This is a genomic window from Ruminiclostridium sufflavum DSM 19573, assembly GCF_003208175.1.
Lineage (GTDB): Bacteria > Bacillota > Clostridia > Acetivibrionales > DSM-1351 > Ruminiclostridium > Ruminiclostridium sufflavum.
In genome coordinates this window covers 1-23,647 of sequence record NZ_QKMR01000003.1, presented here as the reverse complement: position 1 = coordinate 23,647, position 23,647 = coordinate 1, and the positions used below count along the sequence as shown (strand labels likewise).

Annotated in this window: 27 protein-coding genes; 24 read left to right on the top strand and 3 right to left on the bottom strand. The window is 40.2% G+C overall.

Going from position 1 to position 23,647, the window contains the following annotated elements; genetic code table 11:
• The first annotated feature begins 7 nt into the window (after positions 1–7).
• The 9 genes from LY28_RS02865 to LY28_RS02825 all read left to right on the top strand — a co-directional run bounded on the left by LY28_RS02865 (position 8) and on the right by LY28_RS02825 (position 9,689).
• Positions 8–1,339 carry an ATPase, T2SS/T4P/T4SS family gene (locus LY28_RS02865; protein ID WP_479692067.1) on the top strand — a complete coding sequence of 444 codons (1,332 nt, stop codon included), beginning with the start codon at positions 8–10 and terminating at the stop codon, positions 1,337–1,339.
• A complete protein-coding gene (locus LY28_RS02860) occupies positions 1,336–2,265 on the top strand; it encodes a type II secretion system F family protein (protein ID WP_110460668.1) in 930 nt (309 codons plus the stop codon). The genes LY28_RS02865 and LY28_RS02860 overlap by 4 nt, the downstream gene beginning before the upstream one ends.
• A gap of 6 nt (positions 2,266–2,271) precedes the next feature.
• The gene (locus LY28_RS02855) at positions 2,272–3,144 is read left to right on the top strand and encodes a secretion protein F (protein WP_110460667.1); all 873 of its coding nucleotides are present in this window, start codon (positions 2,272–2,274) and stop codon (positions 3,142–3,144) included.
• An 11-nt stretch (positions 3,145–3,155) separates the two neighbouring features.
• Entirely contained in the window at positions 3,156–3,551 is a 396-nt protein-coding gene (locus LY28_RS02850; protein WP_110460666.1) for a DUF4320 family protein, read from the top strand.
• A complete protein-coding gene (locus LY28_RS02845) occupies positions 3,548–4,093 on the top strand; it encodes a hypothetical protein (RefSeq protein ID WP_110460866.1) in 546 nt (181 codons plus the stop codon). The genes LY28_RS02850 and LY28_RS02845 overlap by 4 nt, the downstream gene beginning before the upstream one ends.
• 93 nt (positions 4,094–4,186) lie before the next feature.
• Positions 4,187–4,732 carry a DUF6550 family protein gene (locus LY28_RS19020; RefSeq protein WP_110460665.1) on the top strand — a complete coding sequence of 182 codons (546 nt, stop codon included), beginning with the start codon at positions 4,187–4,189 and terminating at the stop codon, positions 4,730–4,732.
• A gap of 62 nt (positions 4,733–4,794) precedes the next feature.
• Entirely contained in the window at positions 4,795–6,534 is a 1,740-nt protein-coding gene (locus tag LY28_RS02835; protein ID WP_165835473.1) for a DUF8193 domain-containing protein, read from the top strand.
• Between the two features lie 721 nt (positions 6,535–7,255).
• Positions 7,256–9,229 (top strand): group II intron reverse transcriptase/maturase, encoded by a 1,974-nt coding sequence (gene ltrA / locus LY28_RS02830; RefSeq protein WP_110460664.1) that lies wholly within the window; start codon positions 7,256–7,258, stop codon positions 9,227–9,229.
• 118 nt (positions 9,230–9,347) lie between these two features.
• On the top strand, positions 9,348–9,689 hold the full coding sequence (locus LY28_RS02825) for a DUF3852 domain-containing protein (protein WP_110460663.1): 342 nt from the start codon (positions 9,348–9,350) through the stop codon (positions 9,687–9,689).
• Between the two features lie 96 nt (positions 9,690–9,785).
• On the opposite strand, the gene LY28_RS02820 is transcribed toward LY28_RS02825, so the two are convergent.
• Positions 9,786–10,424: a type 1 glutamine amidotransferase family protein gene (locus LY28_RS02820; protein ID WP_110460662.1), complete on the bottom strand. Its 639-nt coding sequence runs from the start codon at positions 10,422–10,424 to the stop codon at positions 9,786–9,788.
• Between the two features lie 107 nt (positions 10,425–10,531).
• Here LY28_RS02820 and LY28_RS02815 point away from each other — a divergent pair, with 107 nt between their 5' ends.
• Complete coding sequence (locus LY28_RS02815) at positions 10,532–11,464, top strand: helix-turn-helix transcriptional regulator (RefSeq protein WP_110460661.1); 933 nt, start codon at positions 10,532–10,534, stop codon at positions 11,462–11,464.
• 138 nt (positions 11,465–11,602) lie between these two features.
• Here the strand turns inward: LY28_RS02815 and LY28_RS02810 are convergent, their stop codons facing one another.
• Both LY28_RS02810 and LY28_RS02805 read right to left on the bottom strand, forming a co-directional pair.
• A complete protein-coding gene (locus tag LY28_RS02810) occupies positions 11,603–13,240 on the bottom strand; it encodes an ABC transporter ATP-binding protein (protein WP_110460660.1) in 1,638 nt (545 codons plus the stop codon).
• 359 nt (positions 13,241–13,599) lie between these two features.
• Positions 13,600–14,055 carry an AraC family transcriptional regulator gene (locus LY28_RS02805; RefSeq protein WP_110460659.1) on the bottom strand — a complete coding sequence of 152 codons (456 nt, stop codon included), beginning with the start codon at positions 14,053–14,055 and terminating at the stop codon, positions 13,600–13,602.
• A 282-nt stretch (positions 14,056–14,337) separates the two neighbouring features.
• Here LY28_RS02805 and LY28_RS02800 point away from each other — a divergent pair, with 282 nt between their 5' ends.
• The 14 genes from LY28_RS02800 to LY28_RS19475 form a co-directional block, all read left to right on the top strand.
• A complete protein-coding gene (locus LY28_RS02800) occupies positions 14,338–15,240 on the top strand; it encodes a conjugal transfer protein TrbL family protein (protein WP_110460658.1) in 903 nt (300 codons plus the stop codon).
• Between the two features lie 18 nt (positions 15,241–15,258).
• On the top strand, positions 15,259–15,609 hold the full coding sequence (locus tag LY28_RS02795; RefSeq protein ID WP_110460657.1) for a DUF7768 domain-containing protein: 351 nt from the start codon (positions 15,259–15,261) through the stop codon (positions 15,607–15,609).
• 22 nt (positions 15,610–15,631) lie between these two features.
• The gene (locus LY28_RS02790) at positions 15,632–15,889 is read left to right on the top strand and encodes a hypothetical protein (RefSeq protein ID WP_110460656.1); all 258 of its coding nucleotides are present in this window, start codon (positions 15,632–15,634) and stop codon (positions 15,887–15,889) included.
• Complete coding sequence (locus LY28_RS02785) at positions 15,877–16,467, top strand: hypothetical protein (RefSeq protein ID WP_110460655.1); 591 nt, start codon at positions 15,877–15,879, stop codon at positions 16,465–16,467. The genes LY28_RS02790 and LY28_RS02785 overlap by 13 nt, the downstream gene beginning before the upstream one ends.
• Before the next feature lie 52 nt (positions 16,468–16,519).
• On the top strand, positions 16,520–16,981 hold the full coding sequence (locus LY28_RS02780; protein WP_340162527.1) for a helix-turn-helix domain-containing protein: 462 nt from the start codon (positions 16,520–16,522) through the stop codon (positions 16,979–16,981).
• Complete coding sequence (locus tag LY28_RS02775) at positions 16,974–17,177, top strand: hypothetical protein (RefSeq protein ID WP_110460653.1); 204 nt, start codon at positions 16,974–16,976, stop codon at positions 17,175–17,177. The genes LY28_RS02780 and LY28_RS02775 overlap by 8 nt, the downstream gene beginning before the upstream one ends.
• A gap of 110 nt (positions 17,178–17,287) precedes the next feature.
• Positions 17,288–17,719, top strand: a complete 432-nt coding sequence (locus LY28_RS02770; protein ID WP_110460652.1) for a DUF6678 family protein — start codon at positions 17,288–17,290, stop codon at positions 17,717–17,719.
• A gap of 153 nt (positions 17,720–17,872) precedes the next feature.
• A complete protein-coding gene (locus tag LY28_RS02765; protein WP_110460651.1) occupies positions 17,873–19,693 on the top strand; it encodes a VirB4 family type IV secretion system protein in 1,821 nt (606 codons plus the stop codon).
• The gene (locus LY28_RS02760) at positions 19,690–20,181 is read left to right on the top strand and encodes a hypothetical protein (protein WP_133250173.1); all 492 of its coding nucleotides are present in this window, start codon (positions 19,690–19,692) and stop codon (positions 20,179–20,181) included. The genes LY28_RS02765 and LY28_RS02760 overlap by 4 nt, the downstream gene beginning before the upstream one ends.
• A 12-nt stretch (positions 20,182–20,193) precedes the next feature.
• Positions 20,194–21,258 (top strand): amidoligase family protein, encoded by a 1,065-nt coding sequence (locus tag LY28_RS02755; RefSeq protein ID WP_110460649.1) that lies wholly within the window; start codon positions 20,194–20,196, stop codon positions 21,256–21,258.
• Positions 21,259–21,267: 9 nt separating this feature from the next.
• Entirely contained in the window at positions 21,268–21,771 is a 504-nt protein-coding gene (locus LY28_RS02750; RefSeq protein WP_110460648.1) for a gamma-glutamylcyclotransferase family protein, read from the top strand.
• A 6-nt stretch (positions 21,772–21,777) separates the two neighbouring features.
• Entirely contained in the window at positions 21,778–22,878 is a 1,101-nt protein-coding gene (locus LY28_RS02745) for a C40 family peptidase (RefSeq protein ID WP_110460647.1), read from the top strand.
• A gap of 15 nt (positions 22,879–22,893) precedes the next feature.
• On the top strand, positions 22,894–23,472 hold the full coding sequence (locus tag LY28_RS02740; RefSeq protein ID WP_110460646.1) for a DUF6329 domain-containing protein: 579 nt from the start codon (positions 22,894–22,896) through the stop codon (positions 23,470–23,472).
• Between the two features lie 5 nt (positions 23,473–23,477).
• The coding region (locus LY28_RS19475; protein WP_242981141.1) for a DUF6103 family protein at positions 23,478–23,647 on the top strand (170 nt) is incomplete at its 3' end.

The window sequence follows — 23,647 nt, the reverse complement described above, 5'->3', positions numbered from 1 at the left end:
GTTTTTTATGCCGAAGTCAGAGAAAAAGGATTTTAGAACAGTCTTAAAGGATGTGCAAGAATACATTTCAAGCAACTATTCTGCTTTGATAACAAATCAAAAACTGGAAAATGCCGAGAACCATATGAAACGATACATCGGGAAATATGTAATGGATGAAAGAACTGCAGTAAAAGGCATGGATGCGCAGGAGCTGATCGATGCACTTTATACTGAAATGGCAGAGTACGGCTTTCTGACAAAATATATTTTCGGAAAAGGGATTGAGGAAATTGATATAAACTCATGGCGTGACATTGAAGTGCAGTATTCCGACGGCAGGAATGTAAAGCTAGATGAGCATTTCGATTCTCCCGAACACGCAGTCAATGTAATCAGAAGAATGCTGCATGTCTCAGGGATTGTTCTTGATAATGCAAGCCCGGCGGTACTCGGTCATTTATCAAAGAATATCAGAATTGCTGTGCTTAAAACACCTCTTGTGGACGAGGATGTAGGAATTGCGGCTTCTATCCGTATTGTAAATCCGCAGAGCATGAAAAAGGAGGATTTTGTCCGAAGCGGAACAGCAACTGAGCAAATGCTGGATTTTTTATCAAACCTCATACGCTATGGAATCTCAGTCTGTGTGGCAGGTGCGACAAGTTCAGGCAAAACTACGGTACTTGGATGGTTGCTCACAACTATTCCAAACGGCAAGAGGATATATACAATTGAAAATGGTTCCCGTGAACTTGATTTGACAAGGTTTGAGGATGGGAAGGCGGTTAATTCCGTTATTCATACAATTACCCGTGACAGCGAAAATGAAAAGCAGAGGGTTGATCAGATAATGCTGCTTGATATGGCACTTCGTTTTAATCCCGACATTGCAGTAGTAGGAGAAATGCGTGGTGCAGAAGCCAATGCTGCACAAGAGGCAGCCAGAACAGGTATCGCCGTGCTTACAACAATTCATGCCAATTCCTGTGAGGCAACCTACCGAAGAATGGTCTCGCTCTGCAAACGTGCCGTGGATATGTCCGATGAAACTTTGATGGGGTATGTAACAGAGGCATATCCCATTATAGTATTCTGCAAACAGCTTGAAAACAAGCAAAGACGTTTAATGGAAATAATGGAATGCCAGATTTTACATGACGGAAAAAGGAACTACCGCACACTGTTTCAATATGTCATTACAGAGAATCAGATGGATGATACAGGGAGGTTTCATATCAGCGGCTACCATGAGCAAAAAAGCCGTATTTCTGATAGTCTTGCAAAAAGACTGCTTGAAAACGGAATGCCTCTCGAAATGTTAAAAAGCATGGAAGGAAGGGAGGCTGTTTCTGAATGAATGTAGTTTTGGTTATTGCCTGTACCGGCTTAATAACAGGATTGTTTATTTTATTTTCAATATCACCGATGGAGTTTACAAATAGCATATTTAAAAATCTTTTAGGGAAACCCAGAAGCATCAAGGATGAAATTAATGAAGTAACCAAACGTAAAAAAATATCCTACTTAAGACGTGAGACAGCAGAGGTGCAGTCTATATTAAAAAACACCGGGCGTGAGGAATGGTTCCCGGTTATTTGTTCGCTGTCACTGCTGCTGTTTGGTATTGGTGGAGCAATTGCAATCTCTTTTGGAAACTTCTTCGCTGTTCCCGTCCTTGGAATAGGTTTCATGCTCTTGCCATTCTGGTATGTAAGGTTCACACAGTCACACTTTAAAAAGGATATTGCAGCAGAGCTTGAAACAGCTCTCTCTATTATTACCACTGCATACCTGAGAACAGAAGATATTCTGACGGCAGTTGAAGAAAATATTAACTATCTGAATCCTCCTGTCCTGTCTGTATTCAACGGGTTTGCATGTCGGATTAAAATGATAAATCCTGATATTACGGCAGGTTTACAGGAAATGAGAGAGCAGATTGAAAATGCTGTGTTTCGTGAATGGTGCGATGCATTAATTGCCTGCCAGCTTGACAGAAGCCTTAAAACAACGCTGATACCTATAGTTTCAAAACTTTCAGATATGCGGGTTGTAAACGGAGAACTTGAAAATATGGTCTTTGAGCCGAGAAAAGAATTCATTGCAATGCAAATTCTAGTGATTGGGAATATACCTCTGCTGTATTTTCTGAATAAGGACTGGTATCACACACTGATGCATACACCTCTTGGACAAATCATTCTTGCAATTTGTTTTACAGCAGTCTTTATTTCTGCGGCATTTGTAATAAGGCTTACACAGCCCATTGAGTACAGGAGGTAGGCGGATATGACTATATTAATCATTTTATTCGGAATACTGTTTGCCTCAGGGGTTTTCTTCATTCTGGCAGATGCGCTGAAATTACCTACTCTTGCCGCAGGCAGGGCAGTGGTTTTAGCAGCCGGGAAAGGGACAGAGAGAGGAAAAAGCATTGATGTACTCATAAACGGTTGGGCAGTAAAGCTTGCAAAATATATGCCTATTAATGAGTACAAAAGGAAACGTATGAAAAATACACTTAATGCAGCCGGAATTAACGGGACACCCGAGGAATTTATGGCATTTGCATTAGTAAAATCGGCACTTGTGGCTCTTGGAGTCGTTCCCTGCCTTTTGCTTTTGCCGATGCTTGCTCCAATTCTGTGTTTCCTTGCAGTTATGATTTACTTTAAGGAAACACAAAAAGCGGATAAAAAGCTTTCCGCTAAAAGAGAAAAGATTGAGGCAGAGCTGCCGAGATTTGCAGCAACGATAACACAGGAGCTGAAGGCAAGCAGAGATGTGCTTGGCATTTTGGAAAATTTCAAAAAGAATGCAGGATGGGAATTTGAAAATGAACTTGATATCTTAACAGCGGACATGCGTTCAAGCAGCTATGAAGCCGCACTTACAAGGTTTGAGGCAAAAATCGGTTCTCCTATGCTCTCAGACATAACAAGAGGTTTGCTTGGTGTTCTTCGTGGGGATGATGGAGCAATGTACTTTCAAATGCTTGCACATGACATGAAACAACTGGAACTCCAAAGGCTGAAAGCCCAAGCAATGAAAATTCCTCCCAAAATTAGAGTGTTCAGCTTTGTTATGCTTTTGTGTTTTATCATGACTTATGCGGCAGTTATTGTCTCTGAAATTCTCCGCTCGCTTGGCGGAATGTTCTAAGGAGGCGAACGATGAAACAGTTATTAAAAAACAATCGTGGCGAAGGATATATTGACACTGTCGTACTTGTAATGTGTGCAATGCTTGTAATTGCAGCCGCTGTCAAGGTATTTCCGGCATACATAGCAAAACAGAAGGTGGATACCTTCGCAACGGAGCTGGTGAGAGAAGCAGAAATTGCAGGCAGAATAGGAAGCGAAACATCAAGACGTGAGGTTTTACTAAGAGAGAAAACAGGAATATCCCCTGCTGTTCAATGGTCAAAGACAGGCCAGATTCAGTTAAACGAAGAAATATCATTGACAGTGACTTATGATGTAAACATAGGCCTTTTTGGGGGATTCGGTTCTTTCCCGGTTACCTTGCGGGCTGATGCGGCAGGAAAGGGGGAAGTCTATTGGAAATAAATAAGGCACGTAGGGCATTGGTAAATAACAAAGGTAGCGGATTTCCTCTTGCAGTGGCAGTTACTCTCTGTCTCGTCATGGTATTTGCAGGAGTATCTGAGTACTTAAAGCTCATGATTATATCGCAGGGTGTTTGTGATACACTGCAAAATGCTGTTATTTCCACTGTCAGTGAAAACTACGATGATGTTTATCATGGAGTCCGTGAAGGCTACTCGGGAGGATATCAGCCTATAGATTCAGATTTCGAGGAATCGGTTGATTATGGAAATATTTATGATAAAATGGATACAAGCCTTGGTTTAAATCAAAGCGGTGAATACCATTCAAAAATATCCAGTGAGGGCAAAACGGAATTTAAAATATGGGATTTAGATGTGGAAATACAAAATGCCCCCTTTGCCGATGGTGACAAGTCAGGACAGCGATTTAAAATTGACAGTTCAATTATACTTGAGGTTCCCGTATCATTTGGAGGAAAACTGCTGCCATGCATGCAGATAAAAGTAAAAAACAGTGCAGGCTATACACCTGAGTTTTAGAGTTTAGAAAAAAATAGTAGACTTATTTAGACAATTATGGTAGGGTGAGCCTCAAAGAGCGAAATAATTTAAGAAATGAGGAGGCAGTTGCTTATGAAAAATACAACTGATAAAATAAAAAAACGTCTGATTGTATCAGTCGGACTTGTAATAAGCATTGTGCTTATAATATTGATAGCATCACAATTTAAGAAGGAACCTGTAAAAGAGGTTGATATTCCGGCGCAAAGTACTCAAAACAACACTGCTGCTGCAGATAGTCAAAATCCAACGGAAGTAACGGGTACTGCAAAAACACCGGCAACAGTTTCGGAAGAGACACAAAAGGATAATGGAGCAGTCGATACCGGTACTGATCAGAAGATTCAGAGTGATGTACCTAAAAAACCGACAGAGCCGTCTTTTGCTTCTACTAAAGAACCAAGTACAAAAACGGTAGAACCTACTAAACAAAAAGATGAGCCTTCACAGCCTGTACAACCATCAAAGCCAACCAAGCCAGAAAAGAAAACAGGTACAAAAGGTCAGACCTCCGGCGGACTTCCGGGTTTTGATAATGTACCGGATGGAGGAGCAAACAAAGTAACCGAAGCAAGTGGTATGTACGAAAACGGAAATAAGATAGGTGATATGAATTAAAAATATAGCAAGTAAATCGGCACTGCAGAGATGCGGTGCTTTTTGTTTGCAAAGGAGGGAAAATGAAGCGTTTATTTAAAGCTGTTATTTTAAGTACTATGCTTTGTAGCTTAATAATTACTACAAAAGTATTTGCAGTTGGGGACGGAAATATTGATTCCGGAGGCGGTGGACTGGGGCAAGGGAACAGCAATAATAGATGGTCTTCGAGGGATGAAGGGGTTAGGGTAACTGTTATTCGAGCAAGTGACCATGCAGTAGTTACAACTCCGATTGATATTACAAACAAGCCGCCAAACACTTCAATATACAACTTTGGAAAAGTAAGCAAAATTCAATACTCTTCAGGAAGAAGCATATCTCCGGTAAAAGGCGGCTATAAATGTGTAAAACCAAAACAAGCAATCCCCAAAATAATAAGTGTAAATGGCAAAAATAATATACAGGCCATAAAAAGTTATTTCACAGATGAGCAAGTAATTCGCTCAATTGCGGTATTAACCGGAATGGATTTTAATATTTTGATCAGCGGAGAATATAAATTACTTCTTGAGCCGATTGCTTTCTACAAATTTGAAGGGGTCATGATTGCAACAACCGCTACTGAAGCAGCAATATATGATGAGCAGATAAACGGATTATTGCGAAGAAGAATGGTTTCATTGACTCATAAGAATCTGCCGCTGTCAATGTTTTTAGAGGTGGGAGATTTGGGGTATCCTGCGTGGAACGGAAGCAGGACAACTCCGGCTTCCGATGCGGATATCAAGTCTTCCTTGGGTCTTGGGATTGTCCGTTTCAATGATGAGGCAGCAGAAGCACCAATAATAAGTACGCATGATTATGAATACCGGGTGAATACGGAAGTTATCACAGCGGTAACTGTTTCCGGAGGACAATCTGATCCTGACAATCCGACTCTGGTCAGCTTTAACATCGGTGGGACGACGTATAATGTCTCAAATGTGTTCTATCCAGATGGAGAGTCACAGCTTGCTTGGGTAAAATGGAGAACACCAGTAACCAAACAGAATATGGATATTCAAGTTTCAGTTAGAGGCCCGGGTAGCATTTCAAAAGCAGTTATCCATGTAAAGATTGTGGATCTTGACAAAAATCCGCCTCCGAATCCCACAGCAGATGATACAAATGATTCCTATTCTCCTTCTGCTGTCCCGGCAAGGCCAGAAAAAGAAAGGGCTGACTGGACTATCTGGCGTCCGTGGTGGCAGGAGCACTGGGTGGATGAAGGACATTGGAACAGCTACACTTGGACTGACAGTAAGGGGGAAACACATACGAGCAGCGACTGGATAGCAAACTGGGTGGACAGAGGCTGGTGGGAGTTTGACCTTGACAGGTACTATGCCTCTTTTTCTGCTGATATGAGCATCAGCTGTGACAGTAAAAATCCAACAGCTAGTGGTAGAACAATGAAAAGCGGCTATGGAATCAATGAAACTGTAACTGCATCGGTAAGCAGTAACCAAAGTACTGCCGTCACATGCCCTCAAAATGCAGTATCCTACTTCCCTGAGTTTCAATACAAAACTTACTGGAGGCTGCTTGAAAAGATGCAAGGCGGTTCAACAGCAAAATTTGAGTTTCAAAAAAACCCATACAGCACCTATAAAAATCGAACCCACTTTACACCTGTCTGGATGCCGGACGGAAGCTATACGGTGAATACATGGGTTATAGATTCATGGACCCCGGTTGGAATGCTGTCAATGAATTTAACTGACTCGTTGGTAATAAAGGGTAGCTTATGGGATGACTGGCATAGTGCGATACGTTCCTAACTGAAAAGGTTAGGCGCTAAACAAAAGAACGTAAAATGTTCAGTTTAGGAGAACTGATATTCCAATGGGTGGAATGATAGGGTAACGCCTTGAAACGCCCCCTTAATACTCCGACATGCACGAAAATGTGTAATAGTTTCGTGTATGAAGCTCGGTGAAGTCGGCAGAAAGTGACCGTAAGCAAGGATTTTCCTTGTACGAAAGCTGTTCAGAGGTGAATGGTGTTGCCTATATGCCGGAGGTCTACAAAATACCTATGGTGAGAATGTGAGATTGGAAGCTCACTGACAAAACGTCCGAATGAAAGGGTCTAAAAGTCAATACAGTAGAAATGCTGTAACCGTCAACGTACGGTGTACGTGAGGTCTAGTAAAATAGTGCCCATGAAAAACCTTATGATATTACAGGTATCATCAATCGTACAGGCCCAAAGGACAACCTAAGGGTATATGCACAGATAGGAATATCGGAACGTAGTAAGGTTAGAACGCGGAGCGGATTACAACGCTGTGAAACGGTGGCAAGGAAAGTCCATAGGATATAACTTGCTTTTATCTAACTGAAAGTTGTGGCACAGTACCGTTGAAACTATGGAAACATAGTGGAGGGATAGCCACAAGTCGAGAATTATACTGAAAAATAGTAAAACAAAAGCAGACAAATCATAGGTTCGAGTAAGAATAAGAAAGGCAAACCACACCCAAAGTGAGGTGAGCCGACTATGGCAACAAAAGGTAAGCAAAGGAAAAAGGCAAAATTACGCTATGCTGAATATTACGACCTACAAGATACCTTAGATACTCTTTATGCGGATAGTCAAAACGGTAAGATGTTCAAAAATCTAATGCCGTTAATCACAGCAGAAGAAAATATAAAGCTGTCATTCCGCACTTTAAAGAAGAACAAAGGGAGTAAAACAGCAGGCACAGACAATCGAACAATTAAAAATCTTGCTAAATTAAGTGATGAGCGTTTAATTTACCTCGTTCAAAGGAAACTTGGTTGGTACGAACCGCAACCCGTGAGGCGAGTGGAAATTCCAAAACCGAACGACCCTACAAAGAAACGACCGCTTGGAATACCAACAATTATGGACAGGCTGATACAGCAATGTGTATTGCAAATTTTAGAGCCTATCTGTGAAGCAAAATTCCATAACAGCAGTCACGGTTTTAGACCAAACCGAAGTACTGAACACGCCGTTGCAGAAGCATACAAGCTGATGCAGTTAAGCCATTGCTCATTTGTAGTTGATGTAGACATTAAAGGATTTTTCGATAATGTCAATCATGGTAAACTGTTAAAGCAAATGTGGGCTATGGGAATCAGGGATAAAACTTTGATTTCCATTATATCAGCTATGTTAAAAGCAGAGGTTGCAGGCATTGGTTTTCCCGAAAAAGGCACACCGCAAGGCGGTATCATATCCCCTTTATTATCTAATATTGTACTCAACGAATTGGATTGGTGGATAAATAGTCAATGGGTAGCTATGCCAACAGAAAAGCAGTATGCAGTCGGTGTAAGTGCTAACGGAACTCTGATACACAGTAGCAGATATGGTTCACTTAGGCTAAAAACTCATTTAAAAGAGTGCTACATTGTAAGGTACGCAGATGATTTTAGACTTTTCTGCAAGACCAGAAGTGATGCAGAAAAACTGTATTTCGCTACAAGGGATTGGTTGAAGCACCGATTAGGGTTAGAGATTAACGAGCAAAAATCACAGATAGTTAATCTCAAAAAGCGGTATTCGGAATTTCTTGGCTTCAAAATGAAGCTAAACAGACGAGGAACAAAGAGAAACGGTGAACCAAAATATATTGTACAGAGTCATATCACTGAAAAGGCAACAGAAAAGATTGTTCAAAAAGCACATACATTGATTTATGAAATCGAATATCCAAAGGACAGAAATGGTCAGTTTACAGCAACCTATATGTACAATTCTTTTGTCATAGGTGTACATAATTATTATGACATGGCTACTCACGTTCAAAAGGACTTCAGAAAAATTGCCTTTCCTATTCAAAAGAGCCTAAAAGTAAGACTTCGTGACAGATTAAAAACGAGAGGACAGCTTGACAATAAGAAAATCAAGTATACCATGCCTAAACACATACAGGAGGTTTACGGAAAAAGTAAACAGATACGTTTTGTTGGGAACGATAAGGTTTTAGTTCCTATTGGGTACGTATCTCACAAAAAGCCTTTGGCAAAAGCAAAAGTTATCAATAAATACACCGCCGAGGGTAGAGCAAGCATACACAAAGGATTAGAACGAATTGACAAAAATATTTTGCATTATTTAATGCGAAATCCTGTTAAAAACAAAACCATAGAATACAACGACAACCGTTTATCTCTTTACTGTGCACAGCAAGGAAAATGTGCTGTCAGCAAAATGATATTGGAAAAAGATGATGTATATTGCCATCACAAAAAGCCACGGCATTTAGGTGGCAAAGACAACTATCAAAATCTCATCATTGTTTCCGAAACTATTCACAAGCTGATACACGCTAACAATGGTGATACGATTTTTCGATTGTTAAAAAGCTTAAATCCTGATAAATCTCAAATCAAAAAGTTAAACGCGTTACGAAAGCTTGCTATTGTTGACAACTGCTTTGTAATACCAGATGTAATTCCCGATGGAACGCCGTGTGAGGGGAAACTCTCGTGCACGGTGTGAGGCGGGGGAAAATCTAGCGATGACATCAAAAGATTACCTATCGTCATTTGCGCCGTTGAATCCGTAGTCTCAGGAATTCAAGATAATATCAACTACTAATGAAAGGCGGAAAATATATATGAATAAATATAAAAAAATTGCATCTGTGCTTTGTATGGCATTGTTGCTAACTATGATTTTTAGTACTATAGCGTTTGCGGCAGGAAGCGGTGATGTGGCAGGAGCTATTGAGGGAACATGGACAGATGCATCAAGTCAAATAAAAACCGTTGTTAACAAGGTTGTATTTCCGGCAATTGACCTTATTCTGGCGGTTTTTTTCTTTGCTAAACTTGGGCTTGCTTATTTTGATTATCGGAAAAGTGGCCAATTCGACTGGGCGGCACCAGCAATATTATTTGCTTGTCTGGTGTTTACTTTGACTGCTCCTATTTATATCTGGAAGATACTTGGGATGTGACGGTGGAAATATAACGAGGACAGTCTTGCATTATCAGCAAGGCTGTCCTCAATTTCATACGGATTTAACAACTGTTCTGCTTAAGTCAAAGGTGTATCAATTTTCATTGTTAGATGGCAAAGTCTGCATCAGCGCAAAGAAATGTTCAGGCTTACCGGTACTAAAATACTTGTACCAGGCTTCCAGTGTGTTTGGTTGAAACATGCCTAAATGTTCAATGATTTGCTTTGCCCACAATAAGCCTCCGGTAGAACCGGCGGTAATGAGGTTGTTATCGGCTACAGACATATCGTCTATATAAAAACTTTGGCCTTTATAACAGGGAGAAACCATTTCAAGAAATCCAACTCCATTACTGGTATGCGGACGATTATCCAAAAGCCCAACATTGGCAAGCGCAGCAGTGGCTCCACAGATTGCACCCACCACCGCACCTGCAGAAAGGAATTCACTTGCTTTTTCGATGATAGTTCCATGCTTTGGGTCGCTCCAAGTATTTGCGCCTGGCAATAGCAATACACTTGTTTCACTTGCAACCATATCCTCAATTAGACAATCAGGCACAATTATAAGTCCGCCCATTGTATGGATTGGGTCTTTCGAATAACTGACCGTTTTGAGAGATACATTCTGTGTATCCTTTTTAAAAAATCGACCGGAATTTAGCTCCGAAGTAACATATCCCAATTCCCAGTCAGCTAAAGTATCAAGAATATAAACATAGATTGTAATCATAAATTTCCTCCAATGGATGTGTAATATTGTTTTGTTTGCTTTTTTATTGTATCATATGATTGTTGACAACAGTGTGGCAACAATTAGAAAAGGAGAATATTGGTTAAATGAAAATAGACAGACTTGTTAGTATGATTATGATACTTCTTGATAAAGAACGGGTAGGTGCACAGGAGTTAGCGGATATGTTTGAAGTTTCACCCCGCACAATTTACCGTGATATAGATACAATTAATATGGCAGGTATTCCTGTCCACTCCGCATCGGGAGTAGGTGGAGGATTTGAAATTATGCGAAACTATAAACTTGATAAAAAGGTTTTTTCCACGACTGATCTTTCTGCTCTCTTAATGGGGCTTTCCAGCCTTTCAAACACAGTACGAGGTGATGAATTGGTAAATGCCATTGCAAAAGTCAAGAGCTTTATCCCTGCCGATAAAGCGAAAGACATAGAATTAAAAGTAAATCAAATTCATATAGATTTAAGCCCGTGGACAGGTAACAGAAATATAGGGCCGTATTTGGAAATTATCAAAACAGCCCTACAGGAAAGCAGGTTGATTTCGTTCCAATACTCAGCTCACCACGGAAATAAAACTGCACGAGTAGTCGAGCCGTATCAGCTTGTATTGAAAAATAGCCATTGGTACTTACAAGGCTACTGCCATAAGAGGAGTGATTATCGCTTATTCAAACTATCGCGTATATCAAATCTACAAATAAAAGATGAATCTTTTATACCACGAGATTATCACAAACCGATTTTAGAATTTTTGGATATTTTAGAGACAATGCAAACAAAAATTAAAATTCGCATTCATAAAGCTGTGATGGATCGGGTGCTTGATTATTGTGCTTATGAAGAATTTGCTCCAGATGGCGACGAGTATTACATTGTTGATTTCCCTTTTATAGAGAACGATTACTATTTTGATATTCTTCTTAGTTTTGGAAATAAATGCGAGTGTTTAGAGCCATTGTATATACGCACAGAAATGAAACGCAGAATACACGATATCGCTGTCTTATACGAAAACTAAAATATGGATATTTTATGGCAGAAGAAAAAGATAGTAAGTCAAATAAATCACTGCCCTTATGCAAGGATACTCTGGAAGATTCTCGGTATGTAATAAAGAGATTGCAGATCATCCAAAATAATTGATGATCTGTTGGACTCATTCGATTTCAATAACTTTGCTCAGAAAATCCATTCCTTCGGTCTGATGCGAAATCACAATTAAAATACCATCATATTTTTTCTCTTTCAGAATATGAAGTATCAGATTGCGGGTTTCAGCGTCAACATTTGAGATAGGTTCATCCAGAATGATAGCATCTTTTTGGGAAAGCAGCGCCCGGATGAAAGCAATAATTTGTGCCTGACCGCCTGATACACCGGAAGTGTTTTGGCTGATCTCCGTATCCAGCCCCTTTGTCAGCCTGCCAATGTAGTCCTGTAAACTGAGGCTCTCGACCAGATCCTGTACGTCCTGCCGAGTCTTTTCGTTTTGTCCATATAGGATATTGTCCAATACCGTTCCTCGAAACAGGAAAATATTTTGCGAAACAACACCGATCCGCTGCCGCAGGCTGTCACAGTTCAAGGTTGCAGTGTTCAGCCCATTGACTACGATGATACCTGACGTCGGCTGGTAAAGTCCAAGTAAAAGTTTGATTAGTGTCGTTTTTCCAGAACCATTTTCGCCCTCTAAAAGCACGCTGTCTCCTTTTTGAAGGTGAAAACTGATTTCTCTGAATACATCGGGCAAATTGTCCTTATATCGGAAACCGACTTGCTCAAATTCGATTGTTTCAATGACAGAATCCAATATTTTGTCCTTCCCGCTGTTTTCATCTTTCATGTCCAAAAGTTCATAAATTCTTTCAATACTAAGGCAAATGGGCTTTAGTGTGGTGCCCAATGTGGCGATTCCCTGCGTACTTGCAAATACTTTCACACTGTACAGGGAAAACGAGGTATAAAGGCCAATGGTAAACTGCCCTTTTAAAATCAGGATACCGGAAATCAGCAGAATCAAAAGGGTACCGGCGTTGTTAATCAGGCTGATGTTTTGCACAAACAGGATCATGGATTTGCTTTGTTTTACACTATAATGAACTAATTCACTGATCTTGGCCTGAAATTTGGAAAGATGTTTTTCCTTTCCACCCAGTACTTTGATATCCTCAATGCCGTTCATGATTTCAAAACACTCACCATTCAAAACTGCACTGGATTCCATCATGTCTTTTGTGTTTTTCACGAACCCTTTTGTAGAGGCTTTCGAGGAAAAGAAAAAGACTGGAGTCAGAGCCAGAACCACAAGAGCAAGCTTGTAATTGATGACAAACATCGTGGCAGCAGCAAACATTGCGCTAATCACACTGAGAAGCATGCTGACAATCATCGGGGAGAATATGCCGCCGACCGAGCTGCATTCCGATATTCTTCCCTGAACATACCCTTTTTCGGTGTTGGAAAGATAACTCATCGGTAGATCCATTACTTTGCCCATCACAGAATACCGCATTTCATTTACAACGGAGTTGTTAATGCGAACGAACAAATTTTTCGAAATCAGAGAAATACCGTAATCCAACAGATACAGCGCGGCTATTACGCCAACATATAGGTAAAGATCGTGATAACTTTTATTTCCCATAAGAACTTTGTCGAGCAGATGTCCAATGAAATACGGAACAGGTGTAGTAAGCACGGAACTCAGGATAATTCCGACAATCCCGGCAAACAGAATCAATCTATATTTTTTTAGAAAGGGCTTAAGCTTTAAAAGGCTTTTCCATTTTCCCATTATGATCATTCCTTCCGATGCAACAAATAAATATCTGACATACCGTATATTCTACTGCATATACCTGTCCAGAACAAGTCGTACTTTTGGTAGAAATTGTAGTATAAACTTATATGTAAAAAAGTTAGATTAAGACGAAACTTTCAGCCGCTTTTTTGCTTTGTATATCACTTTGTTGAATAATAGGTCAGTTGAATGAATTGTGTAAGGAAGCAAATAACACATTATCACTGCCTTTATGCAAGCATCTTTTGGAAGAATCTCGGGATGTAGGAAACAAGAAAAGCACATAATGGGTTTTGGTTATACCAACATGTGCTTCTTTGATGACAATATCATTTTAACGTTACAATTGATAATCAAATAATTGGGACACAGATTTCGCAGAGATGCTTCTCAACCTTTTCGGCTGCATAACGCTCCAAAATTGGTCGCGTAGTGTCAAGAAGGCAGCAGCTTTCGGCTAATACAGGGAAGATTTCTACCCAAGCCTGTTCTACAGCTTCGGCGGTATGTTTCACTGTAAAAACCGCATACTTTCCTCCAGCAATATCACAATGCTGTACATTGCTGTCTGCCGGGAAGTGTCTATCCGCAAGGAGAATACAGGCATCATATCGGCAATTCTCAGGCGGTGTTGTTTGCGGATTATCATGTGCAATACCAAAAATCACAGTTTTATTATTCATTAGGTTGTTTGCTCTCGCCCAGTGCTTCAATTGTTCCATGGTTCGGATATTTCCTGCACCATAAGCTCCTATTTGACGTATATACGCAATAGAGCATGATGGGATGATTTCAATATTCATATTCATTGTATTTTAATCCTCTTTCATAACATTGTGACCGGTCCTTTTTCACAATACAATGCTTTAAAATGAAATGCAAACTAATTTTTAAAAGTTGTATATTTGCACTAGTAATTTCACCATTATTATGTGGGTATTGTCTGAAAGATTTCTGGAATATAAGAAATGCCAAAGAGGAGCTGCAGTAAACGAAAAATGTTTTTTTCATAAACAATAGATGTAAAAAGTGAGACATACCGGATAAAAGCGGTATGCCTTTTAATTTTAAAGGAAGGAGTTGATAACTGAATGTTTATATGGGATTTTGTCATGGGAAAGGTAATGGATCAGTTTATTGATTGGGGATACAATCAGTTTGTAGCTTTTCTTGCTGATTTCTTTGCACAAATGGGAAATATGGGTGTAGAGCTGTTTGATTTAACTTGGGTTAAAAGTATCGTTTTGTTTTTCTCTTATCTGGCGTGGGCTCTTTATGGGACAGGTCTTGTTGTATCCTGCTTTGAAACCGGAATAGAATACCAATACGGCAGAGGCAGTGTCAAAGATGCAGCTTTAAATGCAATCAAAGGCTTTATGGCTGTCAGCTTATTTACAGTTGCTCCGATTGAATTGTATAAGCTGTCTGTCAATTTGCAGGCAAGCCTGAGCTATGGAATAACAGGACACAAAAACGGGATAGGCGACCTTGCAAATGGAATTATCGGAGGGCTGCTCAATGTAAAGGATGCTGCAAGTATAGGAAATTCAGGAATCTTTGGAGGCATGCCCGGGATAAAAAGCTCAATAATGGCGCTGTTCCTTATAATAATGATGGGATATGCCATTATCAAAGTATTCTTTGCCAACTTAAAAAGAGGTGGAATACTGATTATACAGATCGCAGTAGGAAGCTTGTATATGTTTTCTGTTCCGAGAGGATATGTTGATGGCTTCCTGCAATGGACAAAGCAAATTATAGGGCTGTGCCTTACATCGTTTTTACAGGCTACCATACTTGCAGCTGGATTAATGGTACTGAAAGATCATGCACTGCTGGGCTTGGGACTAATGCTGTCAGCCGGAGAAGTACCAAGGATAGCAGGAGCCTTCGGACTTGATACTTCAACAAAAGCAAATATTATGGGTGCCGTTCATACAGCACAGGCAGCTGTAAATGTCACAAAAACAATAGTGCAGGCGGTTCCAAAATAACAAAACGCGGGAGGACTTATGAAAATTATATATATCGCATCTCCGTATGCAGGAGATGTTAAAAATAACATAGAGTTTGCCAAACAGGCTTGCAAATATGTAATCACCACAGGCAATGCCTTTTTTTGTCCCCATCTGTTATACCCACAGGTTCTAGATGACAACGAGCCGGAAGAGCGGAAACTCGGTTTAAATATGGGAAAGCAGCTGCTTTTGAAGTGCGATGAACTGTGGGCTTTCGGAAACAGAATTTCACAAGGGATGTTTGAAGAAATAGAGTTTGCAAGGCAGAATAACATCCCTGTAAAAAGGATTCAGAGCATGGATATGGTACAGGTAGATAATAAGCTGTGCATGGAGATGCGTTGATATAATAAAGGAGGTCAGCAAAATGTATATGTATCCAGACAACCTGAAGGCAAAGGCAACTTTGTGGCTTTGGGAGTTAAGAGATATTGGAATTATCGGTGTAGGTTTACTCATTTCTGTTTTTGCGCTGTCACAGGTTGGATTTATGCTTCCGATTGTGGTAACCGCAGCCTATGCCTTCTTGTCAATACGGTTTGAGGACACAAGTATATTGGATTTTATCCGCTATGCCTGTGCCTTTTTTATTTTCAAACAGCAGATGTATGAATGGAGGTCTTAATTTTGAAACAAAATGAAAAGCAAAAGCAATCAACCAGAGATCTTATGGGGATTAATGAAATTACGGATTACAGCATAAAAACTCCGGCAGGAGAGCTTATTTACTTTATAATCCGCCCAACAAATATATCAGTACTTTCAGATACAAGTGTCAGTGCAAGGATATATGCGCTGATGACTGTTCTGAAAGGGATTGCGGAAATTGAAATGCTTTGCCTCAATTCAAAAGAGAATTTTGATGATAACAAGCAATATCTGAAAAAACGAATTGAAGACGAAACGAACCCCGTCATACAAAAACTGCTCCAGCAGGACAGCTCAAACCTCGACCGTATGCAGGTCCAGATGGCAACCGCCAGAGAGTTTCTGATTATTATCCGGCTTAAAAATGAAAAGGAAGCGGACATTTTTTCTTACCTTTCAAGGATAGAAAAAAGCCTGAAGGATCAGGGATTTACTACAAGACGATCCGATAATGCAGATATTAAAAGACTGCTTGGAGTTTACTATGAGCAGAATGTTACTACAGAGAAATATGAGGATTATGATGGAGAGAGGTGGATTGTTCGTGAGCATTAAATTGATTTCTGTATAGATATTATGCCAGAACACCTATACAATATCTATAGAGGTGGTAGAATTGACAATCAATCAAATTTTGAAGGAAAAGGGCTTTTCACGCTACAGTTTATCAAAAAGCAGTGGAATACCATGGGCGACACTAGCGGATATCTGTTCAGGGAAAACACATCTGGAAAGGTGCAGCGCAGGGACTCTTATGAAGCTGTCTAAAGCACTTGAACTCACTTTGGAGGAGTTGTTGTCACTGGATACAGAGCCTAAAGATATAGGTTCAAATGGGAAGCCGACTGACAAGAGCTATCTGGAAACTGACCTTCCGGGAAGCTTACAGAAGGCAATTGATGATTATATACAGGGAGAAAAAGAACATGTACTGCATCTGGATTGCTTGGCGGATGAAGTGTATGGGTCTATTAATGCAAACTTCTGGGGAGGTCGTATTACAGAAGAACAGGCAGTATATTTGCGTAAGAAATATCTGTACGGAGAAGAGGACAGTGAGGATGATTGATTTTTTGTTGCATAGAGAAGTGGATTGTACGAAAGACTTGGAAAGACTGATTAATGAGGTTAATGGCTCAATGTCTATAAAAGGAATGCCGCTTACAGATGCTGATAAGGATAGAATAAGGCGTTGTGTGGGAAATGATAAACTGGTCAACGAAACAATAGCCGAACTTGTTAAAAAGCATACGATTGTTAAGTAATATCAAATATAGTAATATGGATTTTAAAATTATGTAGATAAATAAGAATTTATCAGGCAGTTTTGAATTAAGGGTTATTTATAATAGCTAATGATAAAGAGGGATGATATATGTCTAACAAGAAAGATTATAAAGAAAAAATTATGTCTATTGTTCAATCAAAAGGACTATATTCAATGATGAACAACACAAAATGGAGGGAATTAAAAAACGGAGTAGCCGAATTATCCTTCTGCCCTCCATTCGTTATCAAAACTGTTGATGAAGAAGAAACAGCATATCATCAATTTGATGAAGATGTAAGTTGGCATGGAGATTGGGGGCTTTATCTGGATAACTATTTAGGTGGAGACATGTATGCAACACCATTTTATGCGGTCGAATACATAAAAGTCAGACCGCGCTATACAAAGCAGCGAGGACGACTAATCTCTGATGAAGTAATCGATGAAACTAAAGATTTTTTATCTATTTTAGAGAAATACGGCATACCATTTGAAGAGTTAAGCGGTACATTTGTTATTTATGGCTATCGAGGCTAATGAGCTTGATGTGAGACTGGCAAATTCCAACTTATCTAACGGCTTAACTTTTAGGACGAAACTGTGATTTAATAACTTAATAAACTTTAATTTGTATAAAACAACCTTTCCACACGAGAGGTTGTTTTTTTAATACCAAGAAAGGATGATCCAATGATAGGAACAAAAAACACAGCAGAGCCAAGCAGTGTTATCAAAACATTTATAGACATGATAGCCCCCTCCGTCATCAAATTCAATGTAGACCATTTCATATGCGGAAACACCTTCCGCTGTGTATGGGCACTCCGTGAGTATCCCACAAGTACAAGCGAGCAGGCCATTCTACGCCATTTAGGAGAGAAGGATGGAGTGACTCTGCGCATCTACACAAGGCAGGTAACACCGACAGAAGAAAAGAAAATAATTCATAATGCAGCCAATAAGAACCGCATGAATACGACAAATACAAATGACTTGCAGCAAACTGTTACAGCGGAAAGCAATCTGCAGGATGTGGTGACAATGGTATCTGTTATGCATCGGAACAGAGAGCCACTGCTGCACTGTGCTGTATATATTGAGCTTTCTGCAAATGACTATGACAGTTTGAAACTTCTGCAGACCGACGTTCTGACTGAGCTTGTGCGAAGCAAACTAAATGTTGACCGCCTAATGCTTCGCCAGCAGCAGGGCTTTCTGTGTGTCGGTCCGACAGGCAGCAATATATTCGGCAGCCAGTTTGAAAGAGTGCTCCCGGCATCCTCCGTTGCCAATTTATATCCCTTTAATTATTCAGGAAAAACAGATGGCAACGGTTTTTATTTGGGCAGGGATAAGTTCGGCTCAAATATTCTTGTGGATTTTGATAAGAGAGAGGATGATAAAACAAATCCCTGCATCCTTATTCTGGGCAACTCAGGGCAAGGCAAAAGCTATCTTTTGAAACTAATTTTGTGCAACATATTGGAGTCTGGAAAGAATGTAATTTGCCTGGATGCCGAGCATGAGTATGTGGAGCTTGCAGAAAATATTGGAGGCTGTTTTGTGGATCTGATGTCTGGAGAGTATATGATAAACCCGCTAGAGCCAAAGACTTGGGATGAGGGAGGCTCACCTCATGACAAGGAGGCACCGATAACATTCCGGCAGGCAACAAAGTTAAGTCAGCATATCTCATTTCTTAAAGACTTTTTCAGATGCTATAAGGATTTTAGCGATAAGCATATTGACGTAATAGAGATTATGCTCGGCAAGCTGTACAGCAAATGGAATATCAGCGACTGCGCTGATTTCAGCAGCCTCGGCTCTTCTGATTATCCTATCCTTTCAGACCTCTACAAGCTGATAGATGAAGAATACAAAAGCTATGACAAAACGAAATATCAGCTGTATACGGCAGAATTACTTCAAGAGATACTGCTTGGGCTTCATTCCATGTGTCAGGGAGCGGAGAGTAAATTCTTTAATGGACATACCAATATCACCTCTGGCCGCTTTATTGTGTTTGGAGTGAAGGGTCTGCTGCAGGCAAGCCGGAATGTTAAAAACGCCTTACTGTTTAATGTCCTTTCCTTTATGAGTGACAAGCTTCTGACGGAAGGTAACACAGCTGCAGGCATTGATGAACTGTATCTGTTCCTGACAAATCTCACAGCAATTGAATATATCCGAAATTTTATGAAACGAGTGCGTAAGAAGGAATCAGCGGTTATTCTGAGCTCTCAGAACCTTGAGGACTTCAACATAGAGGGTATCAGAGAGCTTACCAAGCCATTATTCTCCATCCCAACGCATTCGTTTTTATTTAATGCAGGAAATATTGATAAGCAATTTTATATTGACACCTTGCAATTAGAGGAGTCGGAATACAATCTGATTAAGTTTCCGCAGAGAGGTGTATGCCTGTATAAATGCGGAAATGAACGATATAATCTGGCAGTCCATGCCCCGGCATACAAAGAAAAATTATTCGGAAAGGCAGGTGGGAGATGATGAACATTCAAAGCCAATTGGAAGAGCTGCGGAAGAAAAAAGAGGAAATCGTTAAGGATTTGAAAGCCTGTATTACATATACGCCGAATCAGGAGGATGACCTGCTTTGCCTTATGGAGCAGTATCTAAAGGCAGAAAAAGAAAAAAGGCCGAGGCTTCTTAACCAGATAAGAAGGTGTATGGACGGAGAAGCTTATGAAAACCCTTTTGAGGTATATTACTGTTATTCTCAGGATGACATCTCAAGGCTTGACCAGATTCTCAATAAATTCATCGATTACATTGCAGTATGCCGTCAAGAACCCTTCAAAACCAGACAAATTGTCCTGAAAACTGTGAATGAACTCAACAATATTAATTCAAGCTGCCGGGAACACATGATTGATACATACAGGCGTGAAAAGCTAATCGCCTTCCTTGAGGAGGCAGGCAGAACTGTAAAGTGTGACGGTGTAAAAAACATCATTAATGAGCATCGCACATGGTAAGGCGGTGATTTTGTGGATTTGAGGGAACAAAAATTCGGAATAGAAATTGAAATCACAGGAATTACAAGGCTAAGAGCCGCACAGGTAATTGCAGAATATTTTAGTGCTGAGCCTGATTATGAAGGCGGTTCATACGGAGCATATTCTGTTTCTGACAGGGAGAACAGGAAATGGAAACTTGTAAGTGATGCCAGCATTCAGTGCCAGAAGAAGGTTGGCAGCCGAAAGCTGGCTGCTGACCGGGAATACAGCGTTGAGTTTGTAAGCCCGATCTGTGAGTATGAGGATATTGAGAAAATACAGGAGATGGTACGGTTACTCAGGGAGGTAGGAGCATTTTGTAACAAGTCCTGCGGCATTCATATCCACATTAATGCCGAACCGTTTGAGGCATATCAGTTGAGAAATCTTGTTAATATAATTGCCTCTAAGGAAGACTTGGTTTATCGTGCCTTGCAGGTTGATTCAGAGCGTGAAAACCGGTATTGCAAGAAAATTGATTCCGACTTTCTGGAAAGATTAAACCGCAGGAAGCCAAATACAAGAAGTGAATTGCAGGATTTGTGGTATAACGGCAGGGACGGCAGCCGTCAGCATTACCATGGCAGCAGATATCACTGCCTTAATCTGCATTCAGTGTTTCAAAAAGGGACAATAGAATTTCGTGCCTTTAACGGCTCTATTCATGCCGGAAAATTAAAAGCATATATACAATTTTGCATGGCAATAACAGCGCAGGCATATAACCAAAGATCGGCAAGCCCTATTAAAACCGTTTCGGAGAATGAAAAATATACTTTTCGTGTATGGCTCCTTCGCCTTGGACTAATCGGTGATGATTTTAAAACAGCGAGAAAGCATCTCCTTGACCACCTGGATGGAAATATAGCCTGGAAATCACCTGGACAAGCAGAGGCACAAAAGGAGAGAATCCGTAAAAAAAGAGAACAGGAGCTGCAGCAGGGCAGCGAAGCAGAAACAGATCAGACAGAACAGCATAGTCAGGAAGAAGAAAATATAGAGCTAAATGAGCAGGAGGAAAATTCTCCTGCTTTTTCTATGACTTTGGGAACATAGGAGGTTAAAATGCAGAAAGAAAAATTTTATATTGCCTACGGCAGCAACCTGAATTTAAGGCAAATGAAATACCGCTGTCCAACAGCAAAAGTGGCAGGAATATCAGAAATCAAAGGCTATGCACTGTTGTTCAGGGGTTCAAAAACAGGTTCATATGCAACGATTGAACCTTGCGAAGGAGGTACTGTTCCTGTTTTGCTCTGGAGGGTAAAGCCAAAGGATGAAATCGCACTTGATCGTTATGAGGGTTATCCGATTTTTTATGAAAAAGAAAGCATGGAACTTGAGCTAAAGGGAAAAACAGTCTCCGCCTTTGTGTATGTCATGACAGATGGTCACCAGCTCGGTATGCCGTCTGAGTCTTACAAAAGAACAATAGAGGAAGGCTACAAGACAGCGGGATTTGATACTTCAATACTTAAAGATGCTATTGCACATACCGCAGAAAAAATGGCTGTTGAGCAGGAGAATCTGCCTGAACAGGAGGAGCTGTTTGGACTGAAATGGTGGTGATAACTTATGGTTGATCCTGTTCTAATAGCCAAGGCAGCAGCAACGTTATTAAGTGATGAGAAAATAAGAAAAGGAATCGGTTGGACAATAGCAGCAATACTTTCACCCGTAGTAGTAATACTGATTGTTATATTCGGAATGCTTTCAGGAGGCGCAGACCATAATAACAAAGTGCTTGATCTGTGCTTCCATGGAGGGGTAATATCAGGGAATGTACCGGAAGATTATCGAAAACACATAGAAGATATGCGCAGCAGCTTTACAGTAATTGATGAAAAAATATCGGCAGTCAATGCAAGGATGGAGAACGGCGACAGTCTCGACTCAATAAGGGTCAAGGCTGTTTTTTATTCTCTATATTTCGGTTCAGACCAGCCTTTTATGCTTGACAGCAGCAAATATATTAACTGCTTTGTTACATACGAACAACGCACCAGAACTGTCAAAAAATCAGATGGCACAGCATCCCGGGAAACTTATACGGTTGCCGTGCCAATAAAGGATATGTTTGAAGTCTATAAAAAAATTAATTTTACATTGGGTAAAACCGTTGATTATAAGGAAATGTCGAATGCAAATGAAATATATTATCGCATCGCATATGGAATTCCCGCACCTCTTGAGGATGACAGCACTGAAGGATGGGATGGCTGGACATATCAATTATCAGCAGAAGAAAAAGAAAAATTGCAGCATAATCTGCCCGCAGGCAGCAAGGGCGGAGAAATTGTAAAGTATGCACTGTCAAGGCTCGGCAATCCGTATTCACAGGAAAAGAGAGGCATTGAAAGGTACACTGACTGCAGTTATCTGGCTATGTGGTGTTACAGGCAAGCGGGGATTTATATTCCTGGAACGGCAGCAGAGCAGGGGAAATTCTGTGCAGAAAACGAACTGACAATATCTAAAAATTTTTTGCTGCCCGGTGACTTGGTGTTCTGGAGTTACAGGCCGAACGGGAGGTTTATGAACATAACCCATGTGGGTATTTACGCCGGAGACGGAAAAGTAATAGATGCATCCTCCTCTGAAGGCATGGTAGTTTACAGGGATTTATTCAATTCAAACAAGCAGGTTCTGTACGGCAGGCCGCATATAAAAAAATAGGAGATGAAGCAGAGTATGCTAATAACAAACGCAATATTTGAAAGAAAAATTGATGCACTGAGGACAACTCCTTGTGTTATAGAGGCAGTTGAGTTAATGAGCAGCAAAGCATTTAAAGAATTTAAATATAATCTGTTAACGGATAGGGCATTTATTTCAGACAGGACAGAGGATATGTTTACAGATTCGTCCGGCAGAATTCACTGCCTGCTTGCTATGGATGAGGAAGGCGGTGACGGGATTTTAATAAATAGCAGCGGATATGACTATGCAAGATATGTTTGTTTCATGCCCAATATAAAGGCCCATATCGAACAAAATATTTTACTTGCGGCAAACGAAATCATACGTACTGCGGCAGAAAATACACCAGACGGAAACTGGACTGTTTCTTTTGAAGAAATAAGCGAACAATTTACGCTAACTGTAAAAGAGAACAATGGCATAGCAAATATGCTGTTATCGGAGCTCCAAAGCAGAAAGGAAATGGCTGAAATAGCAGAGGAAGATGGCTGCTATGATATGAGCATATACCTTGATTACTGTAAAAATTTAAAACAAAATACAATAAATCTTATGAATATGGGAGAGTGATTTTTATGACTATCAGATCAGAAAAAGCAGTACTGCAGGTGAGCTTTTCAAAGGAAAAACTGGAGGCTTTAAAGTTCTATCTTGGAGAAAAGGATAGCACAATTGAGAAAGAATTGCAGGATCATGTTAAGGGTGTTTATGAAAAATATGTTCCTGCTCCAACCAGAAGATACCT

Excerpts from the sequence above, each read along its gene's own strand:
- LY28_RS02865 (WP_479692067.1), top strand. The coding sequence starts at position 8 with ATGCCGAAGTCAGAGAAAAAGGATTTTAGAACAGTCTTAAAGGATGTG.
- LY28_RS02860 (WP_110460668.1), top strand. The coding sequence starts at position 1,336 with ATGAATGTAGTTTTGGTTATTGCCTGTACCGGCTTAATAACAGGATTG.
- LY28_RS02855 (WP_110460667.1), top strand. The coding sequence starts at position 2,272 with ATGACTATATTAATCATTTTATTCGGAATACTGTTTGCCTCAGGGGTT.
- LY28_RS02850 (WP_110460666.1), top strand. The coding sequence starts at position 3,156 with ATGAAACAGTTATTAAAAAACAATCGTGGCGAAGGATATATTGACACT.
- LY28_RS19020 (WP_110460665.1), top strand. The coding sequence starts at position 4,187 with ATGAAAAATACAACTGATAAAATAAAAAAACGTCTGATTGTATCAGTC.
- LY28_RS02835 (WP_165835473.1), top strand. The coding sequence starts at position 4,795 with ATGAAGCGTTTATTTAAAGCTGTTATTTTAAGTACTATGCTTTGTAGC.
- ltrA (WP_110460664.1), top strand. The coding sequence starts at position 7,256 with ATGGCAACAAAAGGTAAGCAAAGGAAAAAGGCAAAATTACGCTATGCT.
- LY28_RS02825 (WP_110460663.1), top strand. The coding sequence starts at position 9,348 with ATGAATAAATATAAAAAAATTGCATCTGTGCTTTGTATGGCATTGTTG.
- LY28_RS02820 (WP_110460662.1), bottom strand. The coding sequence starts at position 10,424 with ATGATTACAATCTATGTTTATATTCTTGATACTTTAGCTGACTGGGAA.
- LY28_RS02815 (WP_110460661.1), top strand. The coding sequence starts at position 10,532 with ATGAAAATAGACAGACTTGTTAGTATGATTATGATACTTCTTGATAAA.
- LY28_RS02810 (WP_110460660.1), bottom strand. The coding sequence starts at position 13,240 with ATGGGAAAATGGAAAAGCCTTTTAAAGCTTAAGCCCTTTCTAAAAAAA.
- LY28_RS02805 (WP_110460659.1), bottom strand. The coding sequence starts at position 14,055 with ATGAATATGAATATTGAAATCATCCCATCATGCTCTATTGCGTATATA.
- LY28_RS02800 (WP_110460658.1), top strand. The coding sequence starts at position 14,338 with ATGTTTATATGGGATTTTGTCATGGGAAAGGTAATGGATCAGTTTATT.
- LY28_RS02795 (WP_110460657.1), top strand. The coding sequence starts at position 15,259 with ATGAAAATTATATATATCGCATCTCCGTATGCAGGAGATGTTAAAAAT.
- LY28_RS02790 (WP_110460656.1), top strand. The coding sequence starts at position 15,632 with ATGTATATGTATCCAGACAACCTGAAGGCAAAGGCAACTTTGTGGCTT.
- LY28_RS02785 (WP_110460655.1), top strand. The coding sequence starts at position 15,877 with ATGGAGGTCTTAATTTTGAAACAAAATGAAAAGCAAAAGCAATCAACC.
- LY28_RS02775 (WP_110460653.1), top strand. The coding sequence starts at position 16,974 with ATGATTGATTTTTTGTTGCATAGAGAAGTGGATTGTACGAAAGACTTG.
- LY28_RS02770 (WP_110460652.1), top strand. The coding sequence starts at position 17,288 with ATGTCTAACAAGAAAGATTATAAAGAAAAAATTATGTCTATTGTTCAA.
- LY28_RS02765 (WP_110460651.1), top strand. The coding sequence starts at position 17,873 with ATGATAGGAACAAAAAACACAGCAGAGCCAAGCAGTGTTATCAAAACA.
- LY28_RS02760 (WP_133250173.1), top strand. The coding sequence starts at position 19,690 with ATGATGAACATTCAAAGCCAATTGGAAGAGCTGCGGAAGAAAAAAGAG.
- LY28_RS02750 (WP_110460648.1), top strand. The coding sequence starts at position 21,268 with ATGCAGAAAGAAAAATTTTATATTGCCTACGGCAGCAACCTGAATTTA.
- LY28_RS02745 (WP_110460647.1), top strand. The coding sequence starts at position 21,778 with ATGGTTGATCCTGTTCTAATAGCCAAGGCAGCAGCAACGTTATTAAGT.
- LY28_RS02740 (WP_110460646.1), top strand. The coding sequence starts at position 22,894 with ATGCTAATAACAAACGCAATATTTGAAAGAAAAATTGATGCACTGAGG.